Origin of the sequence: Pseudomonas sp. MF6767, from assembly GCF_016405475.1 — a bacterium.
In the GTDB taxonomy this organism is placed as follows: Bacteria; Pseudomonadota; Gammaproteobacteria; order Pseudomonadales; family Pseudomonadaceae; genus Aquipseudomonas; species Aquipseudomonas paracarnis.
In genome coordinates this window covers 399,044-415,246 of record NZ_JAEKCY010000003.1, presented here as the reverse complement: position 1 = coordinate 415,246, position 16,203 = coordinate 399,044, and the positions used below count along the sequence as shown (strand labels likewise).

At 61.4% G+C, this 16,203-nt stretch carries 14 protein-coding genes; 7 read left to right on the top strand and 7 right to left on the bottom strand.

What is annotated here, in order from left to right:
• Positions 1-107: 107 nt before the first annotated feature.
• Positions 108-1,292: a Na+/H+ antiporter NhaA gene (nhaA, locus tag JFT58_RS08095; RefSeq protein WP_054897977.1), complete on the top strand. Its 1,185-nt coding sequence runs from the start codon at positions 108-110 to the stop codon at positions 1,290-1,292.
• 101 nt (positions 1,293-1,393) lie between these two features.
• Here nhaA and JFT58_RS08090 read toward each other — a convergent pair whose 3' ends face one another.
• The 6 genes from JFT58_RS08090 to dinG form a co-directional block, all read right to left on the bottom strand.
• Positions 1,394-1,858, bottom strand: a complete 465-nt coding sequence (locus JFT58_RS08090; protein ID WP_003189251.1) for a glycine zipper 2TM domain-containing protein — start codon at positions 1,856-1,858, stop codon at positions 1,394-1,396.
• A gap of 265 nt (positions 1,859-2,123) precedes the next feature.
• Positions 2,124-2,771 carry a pyridoxamine 5'-phosphate oxidase gene (pdxH, locus tag JFT58_RS08085; RefSeq protein WP_054897978.1) on the bottom strand — a complete coding sequence of 216 codons (648 nt, stop codon included), beginning with the start codon at positions 2,769-2,771 and terminating at the stop codon, positions 2,124-2,126.
• Positions 2,772-2,798: 27 nt separating this feature from the next.
• Complete coding sequence (locus JFT58_RS08080) at positions 2,799-3,950, bottom strand: OmpA family protein (RefSeq protein ID WP_082423425.1); 1,152 nt, start codon at positions 3,948-3,950, stop codon at positions 2,799-2,801.
• A 143-nt stretch (positions 3,951-4,093) separates the two neighbouring features.
• Positions 4,094-5,239 carry a serine hydrolase domain-containing protein gene (locus JFT58_RS08075; RefSeq protein ID WP_054897980.1) on the bottom strand — a complete coding sequence of 382 codons (1,146 nt, stop codon included), beginning with the start codon at positions 5,237-5,239 and terminating at the stop codon, positions 4,094-4,096.
• Between the two features lie 82 nt (positions 5,240-5,321).
• Positions 5,322-7,619, bottom strand: a complete 2,298-nt coding sequence (locus JFT58_RS08070) for a beta-galactosidase (RefSeq protein WP_054897981.1) — start codon at positions 7,617-7,619, stop codon at positions 5,322-5,324.
• 88 nt (positions 7,620-7,707) lie between these two features.
• A complete protein-coding gene (gene dinG, locus JFT58_RS08065; protein ID WP_014717263.1) occupies positions 7,708-9,852 on the bottom strand; it encodes an ATP-dependent DNA helicase DinG in 2,145 nt (714 codons plus the stop codon).
• Positions 9,853-9,951: 99 nt separating this feature from the next.
• Here dinG and JFT58_RS08060 point away from each other — a divergent pair, with 99 nt between their 5' ends.
• Positions 9,952-10,416 carry a CopD family protein gene (locus JFT58_RS08060; RefSeq protein WP_034125939.1) on the top strand — a complete coding sequence of 155 codons (465 nt, stop codon included), beginning with the start codon at positions 9,952-9,954 and terminating at the stop codon, positions 10,414-10,416.
• A 117-nt stretch (positions 10,417-10,533) separates the two neighbouring features.
• On the opposite strand, the gene JFT58_RS08055 is transcribed toward JFT58_RS08060, so the two are convergent.
• The gene (locus JFT58_RS08055; RefSeq protein ID WP_034125938.1) at positions 10,534-11,292 is read right to left on the bottom strand and encodes a hypothetical protein; all 759 of its coding nucleotides are present in this window, start codon (positions 11,290-11,292) and stop codon (positions 10,534-10,536) included.
• 179 nt (positions 11,293-11,471) lie between these two features.
• On the opposite strand from JFT58_RS08055, the gene JFT58_RS08050 reads away from it, so the two are divergent.
• From JFT58_RS08050 to JFT58_RS08030, 5 genes are all read left to right on the top strand, one after another.
• Positions 11,472-11,969 carry a DUF6231 family protein gene (locus tag JFT58_RS08050; protein WP_054897982.1) on the top strand — a complete coding sequence of 166 codons (498 nt, stop codon included), beginning with the start codon at positions 11,472-11,474 and terminating at the stop codon, positions 11,967-11,969.
• A 4-nt stretch (positions 11,970-11,973) separates the two neighbouring features.
• Positions 11,974-12,444, top strand: a complete 471-nt coding sequence (locus tag JFT58_RS08045; protein WP_034125936.1) for a YchJ family protein — start codon at positions 11,974-11,976, stop codon at positions 12,442-12,444.
• A gap of 21 nt (positions 12,445-12,465) precedes the next feature.
• Positions 12,466-12,948 carry an LEA type 2 family protein gene (locus JFT58_RS08040; protein WP_054897983.1) on the top strand — a complete coding sequence of 161 codons (483 nt, stop codon included), beginning with the start codon at positions 12,466-12,468 and terminating at the stop codon, positions 12,946-12,948.
• The gene (locus tag JFT58_RS08035; RefSeq protein ID WP_057975615.1) at positions 12,945-13,151 is read left to right on the top strand and encodes an SEC-C metal-binding domain-containing protein; all 207 of its coding nucleotides are present in this window, start codon (positions 12,945-12,947) and stop codon (positions 13,149-13,151) included. Before JFT58_RS08040 ends, JFT58_RS08035 begins: the two co-directional genes overlap by 4 nt.
• A 239-nt stretch (positions 13,152-13,390) precedes the next feature.
• Complete coding sequence (locus tag JFT58_RS08030; RefSeq protein ID WP_054897984.1) at positions 13,391-15,832, top strand: penicillin acylase family protein; 2,442 nt, start codon at positions 13,391-13,393, stop codon at positions 15,830-15,832.
• Positions 15,833-16,203 lie beyond the last annotated feature (371 nt).

The window sequence follows — 16,203 nt, the reverse complement described above, 5'->3', positions numbered from 1 at the left end:
ATGTTCCGGCCAACTCCTTATAACAAATAAGAATATAACTTTTGTTTTAACAACTAACGGTACGGGTTAGGGTACCCACCTATTGAACCTGGATTGGAGAGCATCCCTTGCCTCTGCGTAGCACTTTCACCCGTTTCTTCCAGCTGGAAGCCGCCAGTGGTCTGTTGTTGATCGCCGCTGCCGCTTTGGCGCTGATTATCAACAACTCACCGTTGTCGCACCTGTACAACGCCTTTCTCGACACGCCGGTGGTGGCTCAGGTTGGCGCGTTGAAAATCGCCAAGCCGGCGCTGCTTTGGATCAACGATGGCCTGATGGCCCTGTTTTTCCTGCTGATCGGCCTGGAGGTCAAGCGTGAGCTGCTGGATGGTCACCTGTCCAAGCCTTCGCAAGTGGTGCTGCCTGGCGCAGCGGCCATCGGCGGCATGGTTGTGCCGGCGCTGATCTACTGGGCGCTTAACAAGGACAACCCGGCCGCCCTGGCCGGCTGGGCGATCCCCATGGCCACCGACATTGCCTTTGCGCTGGGCGTTCTGGCCCTGCTGGGCAAGCGCGTACCAGTGTCGCTGAAGCTGTTCCTGATGACCCTGGCGATCATTGATGACCTTGGCGCCATCATCGTCATTGCCTTGTTCTATTCCGCTGACTTGTCCACGGCATCCCTGGCGGGCGCGGGGGCGTGCTTGATTGCGCTGATTGCGATGAACCGCCTGGGCGTGATCAAGCTGGGGCCGTATATGATCATCGGCCTGATCCTGTGGGTGTGCGTGCTCAAGAGCGGTGTGCATGCGACCTTGGCGGGTGTAACCCTGGCGTTCTGCATTCCACTGCGCACCAAAAATGCTGAAACCTCACCGCTGCTGAGCCTGGAACACGCCCTGCACCCGTGGGTGGCCTACGCCATCCTGCCGCTGTTCGCGTTTGCCAATGCCGGGGTCTCTCTGACAGGTGTCAGCCTGGAGAGCTTCACCCACTCCGTGCCCATGGGCATCGCCGCCGGTCTCTTGATCGGCAAGACCGTCGGTGTGTTCGGCCTCACCTGGCTGGCGATCAAGACCGGCATCGCCTCACTGCCCAGCGGCGCCAACTGGGGTCAGGTAATGGGCGTGGCGATTCTGTGCGGGATCGGCTTCACCATGAGCCTGTTTGTCGGCTCCCTGGCGTTTGTGCCAGGCGCCAGTGAGTTTGCCGGTGAAGATCGCATGGGGATTCTGACCGGGTCGATCCTGGCGGCCTTTATCGGGTATGCCGTGACGGCGATGGCAAGTCGCAAGAAAGTCGTCGTTGCATGATTGAAGTCAGTCAGTTGTAGGAGCGAGCTTGCTCGCTCCTACAAACAAAACCCCCAACCGGTCACCCGGTTGGGGGTTTTTCTTCGCCTGAAGCTTAAGGCTTAGCGAGTAACGCGGCTGGTACCGTCGACGGTCATGATGCGTACGCGGTCACCAATGCGGAAGATTTCATTTTCCTGCACGGCTTGTACGTAGGCACGCATGCTGCCGTCGTCTTCGCGCACGGTGATTTCCACGCCCTGCGTACGGGTCAGGCCTTCTTCAGTGGCCGAGCCCAGCAGGCCGCCCGCAACTGCGCCGATCACAGCAGTAACGATGCTGCCACGGCCGCCACCGATGGCGCTGCCGCCAACGCCGCCGATGACTGCGCCCGCGGCGCCGCCGATTGGGGTCTTGGTCCCTTCGATTTTCACCGGACGCAGGGATTCGATGGTGCCCATGCGAACGGTCTGTACACGACGCGCCTCATCACGAGAGTACGAGTCGCCGGTCAGACTCGAGGCGCAGCCACCCAACAGCAACGACAGGGTGGTAAAGCAGGCAACTAGTAAAACGGACTTACGCATAGCATCAACTCCAAAGGACAGGTATTCATTAAACGCTGTGGCTTGGCGCGTGTCACGGCGCACCAGGCAGAAACTTGCTTTCATTCAGCCTGAGTACAGACTGCCAGCACCAGAGAACTCGACGAACGGTAACCAAGCCAGGGTACGGAACGATGCCATAACCGGCTCGATCAGTGTAGCCGCACAGCCGAAAGCGTCCGAAGTCTCTTGAACAGAGACTTCGACGCAACGGTGTTGATTCAGGTGGGATGACGAAAGGTGACGCTCAGGGCGCCAGGCGCTCGCGGCACCATTGGCCGTCTTGCAAGCGGTAGTTGAGGCGATCATGCAGGCGGCTGGCGCGGCCTTGCCAGAACTCGATGCGCTCAGGCAGTAAACGGTACCCTCCCCAATGCTCGGGGCAATCGGGCTGGGTATCGCTGAAACGCTCTTCAGTGGCCTTGAGCAGCGCCTGCAGCTCTTCGCGATCACGAATGACTTTGCTCTGCGGAGAGGCCCAGGCACCCAGACGGCTGCCCAACGGGCGCACCTGATAATAAGCATCCGACTCTTCAGGCGTGACCTTGACCACGCGCCCTTCAATGCGTACCTGGCGCTCCAGGGTGGGCCAGAAGAAGGTCATGGCCGCAAACGGCCGCGCCGCGAGTTGTTCACCCTTGGCGCTCTGATAGTTGGTGAAGAAGGTAAAGCCCTGTGCATCCAGGCCCTTGAGCAGCAGGATGCGGCAGTGCGGGCGGCTGTCCTGATCCACTGTCGCCAGCGTCATGGCATTGGCCTCCACTGGCGGCTGTTCGGTTTTCACCGCATCAGCAAACCAATGGTGGAACAACGCAAACGGCTCGTCCGGGGCCTGGGCCTCGCTCAAACCGTCCCGTGTGTAGTCACGGCGCATATCGGCCAGTGCCTGGGTCATGCGGCTTTATCCTTGTGGTTCAACAGCTCAGTTCTTCGCCTGGTCGTTCGAAGCGGGTGCCGCCTTGGCTTTTGCCGTGGCAGGTTTCTTCGCAGCCGGCTTGGCCGCAGCCTTTTTAGCCACTGGCTTGGCCGCCGCTTTCTTGGCCGTGGCCTTTTTGGCAGGCGCTTTGGCCGCCGGTGCTGGCGCAGGCACATTCTGCACCGCGACCATTTCGGCTACGGGCGGGGTCTTGCCGGAGTTGTACTTGCTCAGCAGTGCCAACATCGTTGTACGCTGAGTGAACATGATTTCCATGCGACGGTTCAGCGCACGCCCCTGATTGCTGTCGTTGGCGGCACGCGGCATAAGGTCGCCCATGCCACGCAGCATCAAGCGATCCTGTTTCAAACCACTCAGGCTGAAAATCGAGGCAATGGACTGCGCACGTTCCTTGCTCAACGCCTGGCTGGCCGGGGCGCTGCCCGTGGCATCAACGTGGCCCAGCACCAGTACGGCGGTCTTCGGGTCAGCTTCGACGGCCTTGGCCACCCGCGTGAACGGGCCCAGGGTCACCGGCAGCAACATGGCCGGACGCTTCGGGTTGTAGGAGCCGTCTACCGGGGCAATCACCACCAGGGTGTTGTCACGGCGCTCCAGTTGCAGGTTGCTGTCCTTGATGGCGGCACGCAGGCGTGGTTCGTATTCGTCCAGCCAGGCTTGGGTGATCTTCGGGTCAGGCATTTGTACATTGGTCACATCGACCTTGGCCAATGGCTTTGGCTTGCTTTCGAACGGCCACCACCAGCGCGGCTCGCTGTCGGTCTTGGCGAGGACAGGTGCCGCGTCCGAGGCCGGGGTTGCCGCCTTGAGGTCGGCTTTCAGGTCGGCCTTGGCGTCGGCGGCTTTGTCTTCGGCACTCTTGGTGGAAAACGGCCACCAGCTGTAACCGGTGTCAGCTTTGGCGGCCGGGGCTGCGGCAGCAGCGGTGACAGGCTCAACAGGCTTGGCACCGGCGGCCGGCTTGGCGTCGGGTTTGGCATCCGACTTGGCGTCGGTCTGGGCCACTGGATCCTTGGTCGCGGTTTTGTCAGATCCAAATGACCACCAATGCCCACCTTCGGCATCATTTTGTGGAGTTTGTGCACAACCCGTAATAGTGAGGCACAGCGCCAGTGCCAAAGACTTGTTCGATAACATGAGATATCCACAAAATGAGAAAAAAACAGAGGGTCGCAGGACCCGTTAAACAGACGCTAAAAGAGCATTCAAGTTACAACATGTCGTTCAGCATCTTTTTTATACTTGCCTTTGTAACAAAAAATTGTGAAACAGCAAGGGGTTTATAGACAACCGGCCAATATTCCGACCAACTTCTGGGCCCGCGGGTCCATAAGTACGTAGGGCCCCAAGGTATTAGTCACAAAACCGAAGGCTACATCATGTTCAGGGTCGGCAAACCCGACTGAGCCCCCTGCCCCGGGATGCCCGAATGCACGTGGTCCGAGGCCGAACGTGGCATTGGGCAACTGCGGTTGATCCAACATGCAGCCCAGGCCGAAGCGGGTTTGGGTCAATAAGGTTTTATCCAGCCCGATACTGTGCTCGCGGGTCAATTGTTCGAGCATGTCGCTTTCCAGCAAACTACCGTCCAACAAACCACTATAAAACCCGGCCAGGCTGCGTGCATTACCGTGGCCATTCGCCGCAGGCTGCTGCATGCGTCGCCATTCAGGCTTATTAGTGCTGGTCAGAATAGACGGTGGATTGGCAAATGCACGGGTAGTCATCGCCGCCGGCTCGCGCATCATTACTTGAAGTAACCGTTGCGCGGCTTCATCCCCCCTAGTGCCTTTGCTGCGCGCTATATGAGCGACGCGATAAAACTCTTCATCCGCCAGGCCTACATGGAAGTCCAACCCCAATGGCCGTGCCACCCGCGCCACGATCGACTCCCCCGGCCCGCGCCCGTCGGCGCGACGCAACAGTTCGCCAACCAGCCAGCCGTAGGTGATCGCCTCATAGCCGTGGCCCTGGCCCGGTGTCCACCACGGGGCTTCTGCCGCCAGGGTATCGACCATCAATTGCCAGTCGTACAACGCTTGGGTGGGCAGCATTTCGCGGATGGCGGGCAGCCCGGCCTGGTGGCAGAGCAACTGGCGCAGCGTGATCGCGTCCTTGCCAGCAGCGGCAAACTCCGGCCAGTACTCGGCTACCGGCGCATCGAGCTTGAGCTTGCCTTCGGCCACCAGTTGCAGGGCGGTCACTGCCGTGAAGGTCTTGGTGCAGGAGAACAGGTTGACGATGGTATCGCTGTGCCAGGCCTCGGCACCGTCCTTGTCGGCAGTACCGGCCCACAGGTCGACGACGGTTTGCCCGCCGATCTGGATGCACAGCCCGGCACCACGCTCCTGAGGATCATCGAACAGGGCGGCGAAGGCTTCGCGCACCGCTTCGAACTGCAGCTCGTAATGACCCTGAATCTGCACCTAAGTCCCCTCGGAAAACACCATGAAAAGCGGTCGCCATTCTTTCAGCCATTGTAGGTTTTGTGAACCCGTCAACGATGAATCAATGACCGTTTCCAGCGTGTCCACCGGCATGCCCAGCGCCCTGCCCCGCGCCTTTGCCGTCGCGCCTCGGCTTGCCCGCTTCACTTTCACGCATCGCTTGGGTGGCCTTGGCTTTTTGCGCCTCACGGCCCAACTGGTCGAGCGCGGCCAGGTTGCTCTTGCGCACCGTCTCGACAAAGCCCTGGAAGGATACATCGGTGATGCCGACCAGGCCGAAATGGCCGTTTTCACCATCCAGCAGACGCCCGGTTACCGGCTGGTCCAGGTACTGGAACCAGTGCACCCCGACAATCGACGGCTCGGCCACCGCCTGCTTGAGGAACGCGGAGTACGCCGCGCCGCGGTCCTCTTCGCGGGCCAGTTGCGTCACGCCGCCCCAGAACGGGCCGCGGTCGGCGGAGCCAAAGTTGAATTCGGTGATCAGTACCGGTTTGTCCAGCGCACGCAGGGCGGCGAAGTCGTAACCGTCCTGGGGTTTCAAGGTGTACATGTTGAAGCTCAGCACGTCGCAATACTGCGCGCACGAAGCGACGGCCTCGGGCGTGCTCACCGCAAAACGGCCGCCCAGCAACAGCTGGTTGGGCGCGTGCCACTTCAGCGAGTCGGAAATGGTCTTGAAGTAAGCATCGGCGAAGGTCTTCTGGAAATACTTGAAGTCGGCTTCGATTTCCGGGTGTTCAGGGCTGGGCATCGGCGGCTCGAAGCCTGGGTCTTCCATCAGTTCCCAACCAGCCAGTTGAATACCCCAGGCTTTGGAAAGGCCCTCTTCATTGCGATATTTATCGCGCAGTTGCTTGAGGAAGGCGCGCTTGGCCGGCACGTCGGTGGTCATGCGCAGGGTGCCGTACGCCAGGGCGTAGCGGGATTTTGCATCCTCGCCAGGACCGGCCCAGGCCAGTTCGTTGTCGGCAAAGAAACCGATCAGCCAAGGATCGTCACGGTGATCGCGTGCGGCAATAGCCACTGCGCGCTCGGTGGCCATGGCAAAGCGCGGGTCGAAGGGGTCGGGCATGCCGCCCCACCAGTCGGTGCCGGTGCTGATGCTGGCATAGTCACCGACAATCGACAGCGGCAAGGTGTACGGCACGCGGTCGGCAGTGGCCAGGTCCGGATCGCTCCAGTTGCCGACGGTGTTGAAGCCCCAGGCTTGCAGGCGATCGAGGGTGTGGGTCACCCAGCGTGGCTGGTCCAACGCGTCCCCGCCGTAAGTACGTTGCAGGTTGGCGCCATAGAAATCGTACCAACGCCCGGAGCCAAAACCGCGGCCTTCACCGGCGCCGTTGCCGGTGCGGCTGTCGTCGCTGCCGTAGTACTTGTCAAAGGGTTCGCCGGCCTTGGGCAGCGCCGCGAACATCCACTCGCGCCCCGCCACATAGGTCTGGCTGTTGTCCGGCGCCACGGTGTTCACCCCCAGCGAGTAGAACGGATGCCCCTGCGGCGTCACCAGGTACCAGCGGCCGTCGCGCTTCTGAGTGCGAAAAAAACCACTGGCATCGAAGGCCGGGCCCTTCTTCCAGCCACCGTATTGATCCAGGGAGGACTTGTCCCGCTCGGCCAGCCAGGTCTTGAGCTGCTGTTGTTCCTTGGCGGCCGATGCCTTGAGTTGCTCGTCGCTGCTGACCTTCTCCGGCCAGCGTGCGCGGTTGGATTGGCCATAGGCATCCACCAGTTCAGTGTAGGCAGCCTTCAATACCGGCTCGCTGTCCTGCACGCCGAAGCGCTCCAGCAGGATACTTTGAGCGGCATTGGGCTTGAGCATCGACAGGGTCACCGAGACGATCTGGCTGCGGTCGATTTCCCCGGCGCTGGCAGCCAGCAATACCCGTTGGCCATCCACAGTCATCGGCATCGGCGGGCCGGCCTTCATGCCCTGGCTCAGCGGTGAGTTGGCTTGCAGCGGGACGAGCAGCGTCTGGGCCGGGCCGGCAGGCAGGTCGATGCGGCTGACGAGCGTCTTGCCGTCGGCGCTCTGCACCTTGACGTAAAGGGTCAGCGCCCAGTTCATCGCGCTCTGGATACGCAGGCTCATGGCGCTCGATTGCGACCAATCCCACGTCCCCGTCTGCGGGCTGAGCACCAGGCTCGGCTCGGCCGCTGGGTTGAAGGTGATGCGGCGCAGCACCTCGCCTTCGGGCGTTTGTTCGGCATTGTATTGCGGCAGGCTGGCGTCCTGGGTCGCCACCTTGACCACATCGGCCGGCCGGACGAAGTTGAACAGCGTTTGTTGCCCCTCGGGCGCCGCCATCAACGGCGCAGCGAACAGCAGGGCAAAAAGAGCGGGCAGCGTGCGAATCATACGAACAAGGTTCTCCCAAACGGCCGATGACTGGCCTGATGATAGTGATGAGATAGACCACAGAGTGGGCGAATCCGCCCACGGTGGCTTAAGAAATTTCGCGCCTGAACGGCGGCAATGCATTGAGGATCGCCTTGCCATAGCGCTGGGTAACCAGGCGACGGTCGAGCAAGGTGATGGTGCCGCGGTCTTCTTCGGTACGCAGCAGACGCCCGCAGGCCTGCACCAGCTTCAGTGAAGCATCCGGCACCGAGATTTCCATGAACGGGTTGCCGCCCCGGGCTTCGATCCATTCGGCCAGTGCGGCCTCGACCGGGTCATCCGGCACCGAGAACGGGATTTTGGCGATCACCACGTGTTCGCAGTAGGCACCGGGCAAGTCCACGCCTTCGGCAAAGCTGGCCAGGCCGAACAACACACTGGAATCCCCACCGTCGACCCGCGCCTTGTGCTTGTTCAGGGTTTCCTGCTTGGACAGGTTGCCCTGGATAAACACCTGCTTGCGCCAGTCGCGGTCGAGGCCGTCGAACACGTCCTGCATCTGTTTGCGCGACGAGAACAGCACCAGAGTGCCGCGGGAGCCTTCCACCAACGACGGCAGATCACGAATGATCGCCGCCGTGTGCGCCGCAGCGTCCCGTGGGTCGGCCTTGAGGTCTGGCACCCGCAGCACGCCGGCGTCAGCGTGATGAAACGGGCTGGGCACCACGGCGGTAACGGCCTTTTTCGGCAGGCCGGCGCGCATGCGGAAGCGGTCAAAGGTGCCCAGGGCCGTCAGCGTGGCCGAGGTTACCAGGCAGCCGTAGGCGACGTTCCACAGGTTGCGGCGCAGCATTTCAGCGGCGAGGATCGGACTGGCGTTGACCTCGATATCGAACAGCGCACCGCTTTCCGACAACGTCAGCCAACGGGCCATGGGCGGGTTGTCTTCCGGGTCTTCGACGGTGAAGGCGGTCCACAGCTCCCAATTGCCTTGGGAACGAGACAGCAGGCTGCCGAACAAGGGGTACCACTCTTCGGCCTGGTTGCTGGCGATGCCGATATTGACCTCGCCATCCATGCCTTCCTTGAGCAAGTCCGTCAGGCGCGTGAACAGGTCGGTGAGGCGTGAAAAGCCTTTCTTCAGCTCGATGCCCATTTCGCGCATGTGCTCGGGAATCATCCCGCCGACAAAACGGTGACGCGGGCGCTCTCGGCCTTCGACGTCTTCACCGGGCTTGAAGTCCGCCACCTGCTCGCAGGCGCTGAACATGAACTGCTGCTGGGTCTTGATCTCGCGCGCCAGCTCCGGCACTTGCTCGATCAACTTGCCCAGGTCGCCGGGCAACGGGTGCTGGGCCAGTAACTTGGTGAGGTTCTTGGCAGTGGTTTCCAGCCAGTCGGCCGTGGAGCGCAAGCGGGTGTAATGGGCGAAATGGCCAATGGCCTTGTCTGGCAGGTGGTGGCCTTCGTCGAACACATAGAGGGTGTCGCGTGGGTCGGGCAGTACCGCACCGCCACCCAGGGCAAGGTCAGCCAATACCATATCGTGGTTGGTGACGATGACATCTACCTTGCCCATGCCTTCGCGCGCCTTGTAGAAGGCGCACTGGCCGAAGTTAGGGCAATGGCGGTTGGTGCATTGGCTGTGGTCGGTGGTCAGGCGCGCCCAGTCTGAATCTTCCAGGGCGGTGGGCCAACTGTCGCGGTCGCCGTCCCATTTGTTGCCGGCCAGCTTCTCGATCATGCTGGTAAACAGCTTCTGGCTGGCCTCATCCACCTCGATCTTGAAACCTTCTTCTTCGAACAAGGAGGCGGTGGCGGTTTGGGCGTGGCCTTCCTGCAGCAATACGTCGAGCTTGGACAGGCACATATAGCGGCCACGGCCCTTGGCCAGGGCGAAGGTAAAGCTCAAGCCGCTGTTGCGCATCAGGTCGGGCAAGTCTTTGTAGACAATCTGCTCTTGCAGCGCGACGGTAGCGGTGGCGATCACCAGGCGCTTGCCAGCAGCCTTGGCCGTAGGGATCGCAGCCAGGCTGTAGGCCACGGTCTTGCCGGTACCGGTACCGGCCTCGACGGCCACTACCGCAGGCTCGCCCTCGCGGCGGCCTTCGTCGTCGGTGTCGATATCCCCGAGGACTTTTGCCACTTCGGCGATCATCAGGCGTTGGCCGTAGCGCGGTTTCAAGCTCTTGGCTTCGAGAAAACGCGAATAGGCGCCCTGGATCGTGGTTTTGAGTTCAGTGCTGATCATGGATAGTCGGGCGCAAAAAACGCTGGATAAATTTTCAGTGGTTCGGATCGGCCGCTATCATACCCCGCTAATTAATCCCGCGCAGAACGGAGTACCACAATGACCGCGTTTAGCCTCGCCTATACCCTGCATGTACTGGCCGCCTTGATCTGGGTAGGCGGCATGTTTTTCGCCTGGATGATCCTGCGCCCCGCCGCCGTGGCGGCACTTGAGGGCCCTGCCCGGCTCAAGCTGTGGGCAAATGTGTTTCAACGTTTTTTTGTTTGGGTATGGGTGGCTGTGGTGCTTTTGCCGATCAGCGGCATTGGTTTGCTGCAACTGCGCTTCAGTGGTTTTGAGACCGCGCCGCGTTATGTACAGGTGATGATGGGGTTGTATCTGGTGATGACGGCGTTGTTTATCCGCATCCAGGCCTTGAAGTTCCCGGAGCTGAAGGCAGCGGTGGCGGCTGAGGATTGGCCGGCGGGCGCGGCAGCGCTGGGGCAGATTCGCAGGTTGGTGGGGATTAATTTGATCGTGGGGTTGGTGGTGGTGGCGGTGGCTTCGGCTCGGCCGATGTTCTGAGCTGTTGGCTTGCCCTAACGCGTGTAGGAGCGAGCTTGCTCGCGAAAAACTCACAGACGCCGCGTTTATTCAGGAAGCACGCGTTATCGTTGACGTTTTTCGCGAGCAAGCTGGCTCCTACAGCCGCTGGATAGTCACAGACCCCGCAGGCCCAGCCGGCCCCGGTTGCCCCTCCAACCCTGGCCGGCCCTTTTCGCCGCCGTCCGCGCGGTACACCAGGCAGCCCTTGGACTGCCCGCCCTTGCCGGGTTTACCTGCAACACCCGCCAGGCCTCCAGCCCCGCCATCGACCCAGACCTTGATCTGTTCAGCCGGGAATTCCTGTGGCAACTCCAGGCGTACCTGGGCGCCCGCTGCCCCTGGCCGGCCATCGCCGCCGTTATCGCCATTAAAGCCGCGCCCGGCTGAACCCCAGGTGCAACCCGGGTCCACGCCGTTGGCACCGTCCAGGCCCGCATATCCTTGGGCTCCAGCGCCACCACGGGCATCCACCGACAGCGCTTCGGCAGTCAGCGAGTTAATGCGCAAGGTCAGATCACGCCCAGCCTTGGCGGGTTTTTCGTGGGTGCCGGGGGCGCCCCGTGAAGTGATCTGGCTACCGTGCTCCAACTGCGCCTCGCGTACCTGCATTTGCAAGGCGGTATTGCCAGGCACAATGGTGATGCGTGCGTCGCGCCCCAAGTGCAGCTCATCCACCGTGACCTGGCTGATGGTGGCCGGAATCAGCAAGGTGCCGTAGTCCGCCACGTCCAGGCGCTCGAGCTGCAACACGCTGGTACTGCTGGGCAAGCGCATCAACGAGTTGGTTTCGACACTGACACTCTGGGCCAGGGCAACGGGGCTGACCAACAGGGCCAACAGAAAAACCTTACGCATCATGGGGCTCCTGAGTGTTTTCAAATTTTTCTTTGAGCGCACAGTAACGACTTCTACCGGCGATTTGCCAGTGAAGGATCAAAAAACTTCAATTCCACCTCGGTGGGTATCGACCGCCGCGCTCTAGGCCCACGCGCCCAGCCGCGCTAGTCTCTACGGTCTTGATGCGAGGATCTGCAATGACCGCTGGAATTTCTGCCCGTACGCCCCAACAAGCCTTGGCGGCCCTGCTGGACCTTCACAGGCCAAAACGCCTGTTGTTAGTGGGCGCCAGCCAATTTCCGGCGCTGGATGCCTTCCGGGCTGCGCACGCGGATACCGAGGTGTTCTATGCCGCGCCAGGGCCGTTGCCGGAAGACCTCGCCGTGCAGCGCTTTGACCTCGCGCTGGTGGTCGACTGCCTGGAGCACCTGTCCAACCCCCAGGGCCTGACCCTGCTCGGAGGCATCCGTAACCTCAACGCCAGCCGCATTGCCGTGCTGGTCGACCTGGGTGCCTGCGACTGGAAGGACACCGACTTTTTCTCCCTGGCCCTGCAAGCCGGCGAACGCTTCCAACGCGATGATCAGGTGCTGACGCTGTTTACCTATGATCTGCTTGACTATAAACAGGTGCCGGACTGGCTCAACGCCCGCTTCTGGGCCAACCCGGAAAACTTCGGAAAGTATTGGTGGTAACCCGATGAGTACATCCATTTGCCCGTGCGGCAGCGGCAATCTGCTGGATGCCTGCTGCGGCCATTATCACGCCGGCCACCCGGCCCCCTGCGCCAGCGCGTTGATGCGCTCGCGCTACAGCGCCTATGTGCTGGGCCTGGTCGATTACCTGGTCGCCACTACGCTGCCTGCGCAACAGGCCGGCCTGGACCGCGACGCCATTGCCGCCTGGAGTGCCCAGAGCACCTGGCTGGGCCTGGAGGTGGAAAGCTCCGAGGTATTCGGCGGCCAGCCTGAGCACGCCTTTGTCACCTTTACCGCGCGCTGGCATGACGCTGCCGGTGAACATAGTCACCGCGAGCAGTCTTCTTTCGTACAGAATGAAGGGCGCTGGTACTTCATCGATCCTACGGTAGAAGTGAAGGCCGGACGTAACGATGCCTGTTTGTGTGGCAGCGGGCAGAAATTCAAGAAGTGCTGTTCCAGCTACTTCTAATCACTCGACGGGGATAGCGCCATGCTTCGAATGTATAGCTTGATGCTGGCGTTGACCCTGGGCCTGACCGGCTGCGCGTCCTGGTTCGAAGACGACGCGCCGCCCCCTCACGTTTCCCTGGTCAAGGTCGAAGTGGTGCGGGCCAAGCTGCTGGAACAGAAATTCAAGCTGTACTTTCGCGTGGACAACCGCGACGACGCCGACCTGACCGTGCGCGGCCTGGTCTACAAGGTCAGCCTGGGCAATCTGGTGTTGACCGAAGGCGAGTCCAACGAGTGGCTGACCGTACCGCCACGCGGTCATAAATTCTTCAAGGTCTCGGTGCGCACCAACCTCTGGCCACAGGTGCGTGAGGTGGTGCAGATGCTGAAAAATCCCGACCGGCCCGTGCCTTATCGTTTAGAAGGCGAACTGAAAACCGGATTATTCATCGGTAATGACGTGCAGGTGGCACACAATGGCGAGATAATCCCCGGCGATTTTATTCCGGAGCAACATCGATGACACAGCAACCCCATGTCCATGGTCCTGACTGCAACCACGATCACGACCACCATGATCATGATCACGACCACGGCCATGTCCACGGCCCGAACTGCGGCCACGCTCATCAAGAGCCGGTGCGCAATGCATTGAAGGACGTCGGTCGCAACGATCCTTGCCCGTGCGGCAGCGAGAAGAAATTCAAGAAGTGCCACGGTGCTTAAACCGCACGAGTAGGAGCGAGCTTGCTCGCGAAAAACGTCAACGATAGCGCGCGTTTTCTGAGTAAACGCGGCGCCTATGGGTTTCTCGCGAGCAAGCTCGCTCCTACAAAACCTTAAGCCACCTCGATTGGTGGCTGTTTCAAGTTCTCACGCAATTGCCAAAACTCCCGCTTGCGTCGTTTCGCCGCGCTCACTAACGTAGCGCCTTTACTGACGCTACCCCCCGCAGGAGCTTTGCCATGGCCTCGCCAGCCCTCTTACATTTTCTTCCCCGGTTCGGCGTTGCCGCGGCAGTGGTCAGTGCCTTGGGCCTGGCCGGTTGCCAGCTCCAGAACACCCAGGACACCCTGCCGCCCGTTGCCGGCGTGCAGCCAATCAAGGGCCTGGCACAGAATGTGTCGGTGCGCCGCAATGCCCAAGGCATGCCGCTGATTGAAAGCAACACCTTCCACGACGCTTTGTTCAGCCTCGGTTACGTACACGCCAGCGACCGCATCACCCAGATGGTCACCCTGCGCCTGCTAGCCCAGGGCCGTCTGGCGGAAATGTCGGGGCCGCAAGTGCTGGACGTCGACCGTTTTATGCGGGCGGTCAACCTCAAGAAAAGCGCTGGCGAGTTGTACAACGCCTCATCGCCGCGCCTCAAACGCTTCTTTGAAGTGTATGCCCGAGGCGTCAACGCCTACCTGTTCCGTTATCGCGACAACTTGCCGACGGACCTGGCCCAGAGCGGCTACAAGCCCGAGTACTGGAAGCCGGAAGATTCGGCGCTGCTGTTCTGCCTGCTCAACTTCAGCCAGTCGAGCAATCTGCAGGAGGAGCTTTCGTCCCTGGTGCTGGCGCAAAAGGTCGGCGTCGACAAACTCGCCTGGCTCACCCCAAGCGCACCGGACGAACCCGTCCCGCTGGCCGAAGCCGACAAGCTCAAAGGCGTCAACCTGAACCAGATCACCGGCCTCGCCGGGCTGGAGACGGTGGGCCAGCAATTGCGCGACCTCAATGCCCTGGGCGTCACCACCTCAAGCAACTGGGCCATTGGCCCACAACGCAGCCGCAGCGGCAAAAGCCTGTTGGCCAACGATATCGCCGCTCAGCCACAAGCACCGTCGCCGTGGAACTACGTGCAGATTCGTGCGCCCAAATACCAGGCCGTCGGTGCTTCGATTGCCGGCCTGCCGACCCTGCTGGCGGGTTTCAACGGCAAAGTGGCGTGGAGCATGAGCGCGGTCAAGGGCGACACCCAGGACCTGTTCCTGGAGAAGGTCAAACGCCAGGGCAGTGCGCTGTACTACGAGAACAACGGCAAATGGCTGCCGGCCGGCGTGCGCAACGAAACCTTCTTCATCAAGGGCCAGCGCTCGATTCGCGAAGTGGTGTACGAAACCCGCCACGGCGCTCTGCTCAACAGCAGCCAGGCGCTCACCAGCGGTCTTGGCCTGGCCTTGCAAACCGCCGACTTCAAGGACGACAAGAGCCTGGATGCGTTCTTCGACCTGTCCCGCGCACAAAACGCCGGCAAGGCCTCGGATGCTACCCGCGAGATTCGCGCCATCGGCCTGAACATGATCTTCGCCGACGCCAGCAACATCGGCTGGCAGGTCACCGGCCGTTTCCCCAACCGCCGCGAAGGCGAAGGCCTGTTGCCATCGCCGGGCTGGGACACGCGCTTTGACTGGGACGGCTACGCCGACGCGATGTTGCACCCGTACGACCAGGACCCGGCCCAAGGCTGGATCGGCACCGCCAACCAGCGTACCGCGCCACGTGGCTACGGCATGCAACTGTCCAACGCCTGGGATGCACCGGAGCGCAGCGAGCGCCTGGCGCAACTGGCCAACGCCGGCAAGCATGACAGCCGCAGCCTGATCGCCATGCAATACGACCAGACCACCCTCTTCGCCGCCAAGCTCAAGAACATGTTCCAGGCACCCGGCATGGCCCAGCCGCTCAAGCAGGCCATCGAGGCCCTGCCGACAGCGGAACGTGCCAAGGCCCGCGAAGCACTGGAGCGCCTGATGACTTTCGATGGTCGGCTGGCAACCACCTCGGCTGACGCGGCAATCTACGAACTGTTCCTGCAGGAAAGCGCCCGGCAGATCTTCCTGGACAAACTCGGCCCGGAAAACAGCGCCAGTTGGAAAGCCTTCGCCAGCAACGCCAGCCTGTCCTACTCGGCCATCGCCGACCACCTGCTGGGCCGTGAAGACAGCCCATTCTGGGATGACACGCGTACACCGCAAATAGAAGACAAACCCGCGATCCTGGCTCGCACCCTGGCCGCCGCCATCACTACTGGCGACAGCCAACTGGGCGCCGACCACAAGGCCTGGCAGTGGGGCAAGTTGCACAGCACCACCTGGAAAAATACCAGCGGCCAGGTCATCCGCGGCCCCTTTGCCAGCGGTGGCGACCACAACACCTTGAACCCGGCGCCGTATAGCTGGGGCCAGGATTTCAACGCGACCCAGGTGTCGGCGCTGCGCATGATCATCGACTTCGGCCAAGTGGAACCGATGATGGGCCAGGGCGGCATCGGCCAATCCGGCAACCCGGCCAGCCCGAACTATGCCAATGGCATCGACCCGTCGCTGAAGGCGCAATACCTGAGCTTTCCGATGCAGCCGCAGAACTTTGAAAAGGTGTACGGCAAGACAAGGTTGACCCTGACGCCTGGTAAGTAACCGGGCTTCCCTGACGAAACTGGATAACGCTGTGGGAGCTGGCTTGCCTCAATGCCAGTCAGTTAAGGGCTTTTTGTAGGAGCGAGCTTGCTCGCGAAAAACTCACAGGCGCCGCTTTCATTCAGCAAGCACGCGTTATCGTTGACGATTTTCGCGAGCAAGCTCGCTCCTACAGTCGGCGATGACCGCTTGACTGACTGGCATTGTGGCTTGCCTGCGATAGCAGCCGACGGTAACCACGATGCGAAGCGAGCCGCTCTTGATCTTGCTCTTGATCTGCTTTTGATCTTGATCTTAGGCGCCCCGTCAAACCACGCTGGCCGGAATTCGACAGTGATTTGGGGGGTAAACCGGCAGGGATGCCGGTTTAG

Excerpts from the sequence above, each read along its gene's own strand:
- JFT58_RS08090 (WP_003189251.1), bottom strand. The coding sequence starts at position 1,858 with ATGCGTAAGTCCGTTTTACTAGTTGCCTGCTTTACCACCCTGTCGTTG.
- pdxH (WP_054897978.1), bottom strand. The coding sequence starts at position 2,771 with ATGACCCAGGCACTGGCCGATATGCGCCGTGACTACACACGGGACGGT.
- JFT58_RS08080 (WP_082423425.1), bottom strand. The coding sequence starts at position 3,950 with ATGTTATCGAACAAGTCTTTGGCACTGGCGCTGTGCCTCACTATTACG.
- JFT58_RS08070 (WP_054897981.1), bottom strand. The coding sequence starts at position 7,619 with ATGATTCGCACGCTGCCCGCTCTTTTTGCCCTGCTGTTCGCTGCGCCG.
- dinG (WP_014717263.1), bottom strand. The coding sequence starts at position 9,852 with ATGATCAGCACTGAACTCAAAACCACGATCCAGGGCGCCTATTCGCGT.
- JFT58_RS08060 (WP_034125939.1), top strand. The coding sequence starts at position 9,952 with ATGACCGCGTTTAGCCTCGCCTATACCCTGCATGTACTGGCCGCCTTG.
- JFT58_RS08055 (WP_034125938.1), bottom strand. The coding sequence starts at position 11,292 with ATGCGTAAGGTTTTTCTGTTGGCCCTGTTGGTCAGCCCCGTTGCCCTG.
- JFT58_RS08050 (WP_054897982.1), top strand. The coding sequence starts at position 11,472 with ATGACCGCTGGAATTTCTGCCCGTACGCCCCAACAAGCCTTGGCGGCC.
- JFT58_RS08045 (WP_034125936.1), top strand. The coding sequence starts at position 11,974 with ATGAGTACATCCATTTGCCCGTGCGGCAGCGGCAATCTGCTGGATGCC.
- JFT58_RS08040 (WP_054897983.1), top strand. The coding sequence starts at position 12,466 with ATGCTTCGAATGTATAGCTTGATGCTGGCGTTGACCCTGGGCCTGACC.
- JFT58_RS08035 (WP_057975615.1), top strand. The coding sequence starts at position 12,945 with ATGACACAGCAACCCCATGTCCATGGTCCTGACTGCAACCACGATCAC.
- JFT58_RS08030 (WP_054897984.1), top strand. The coding sequence starts at position 13,391 with ATGGCCTCGCCAGCCCTCTTACATTTTCTTCCCCGGTTCGGCGTTGCC.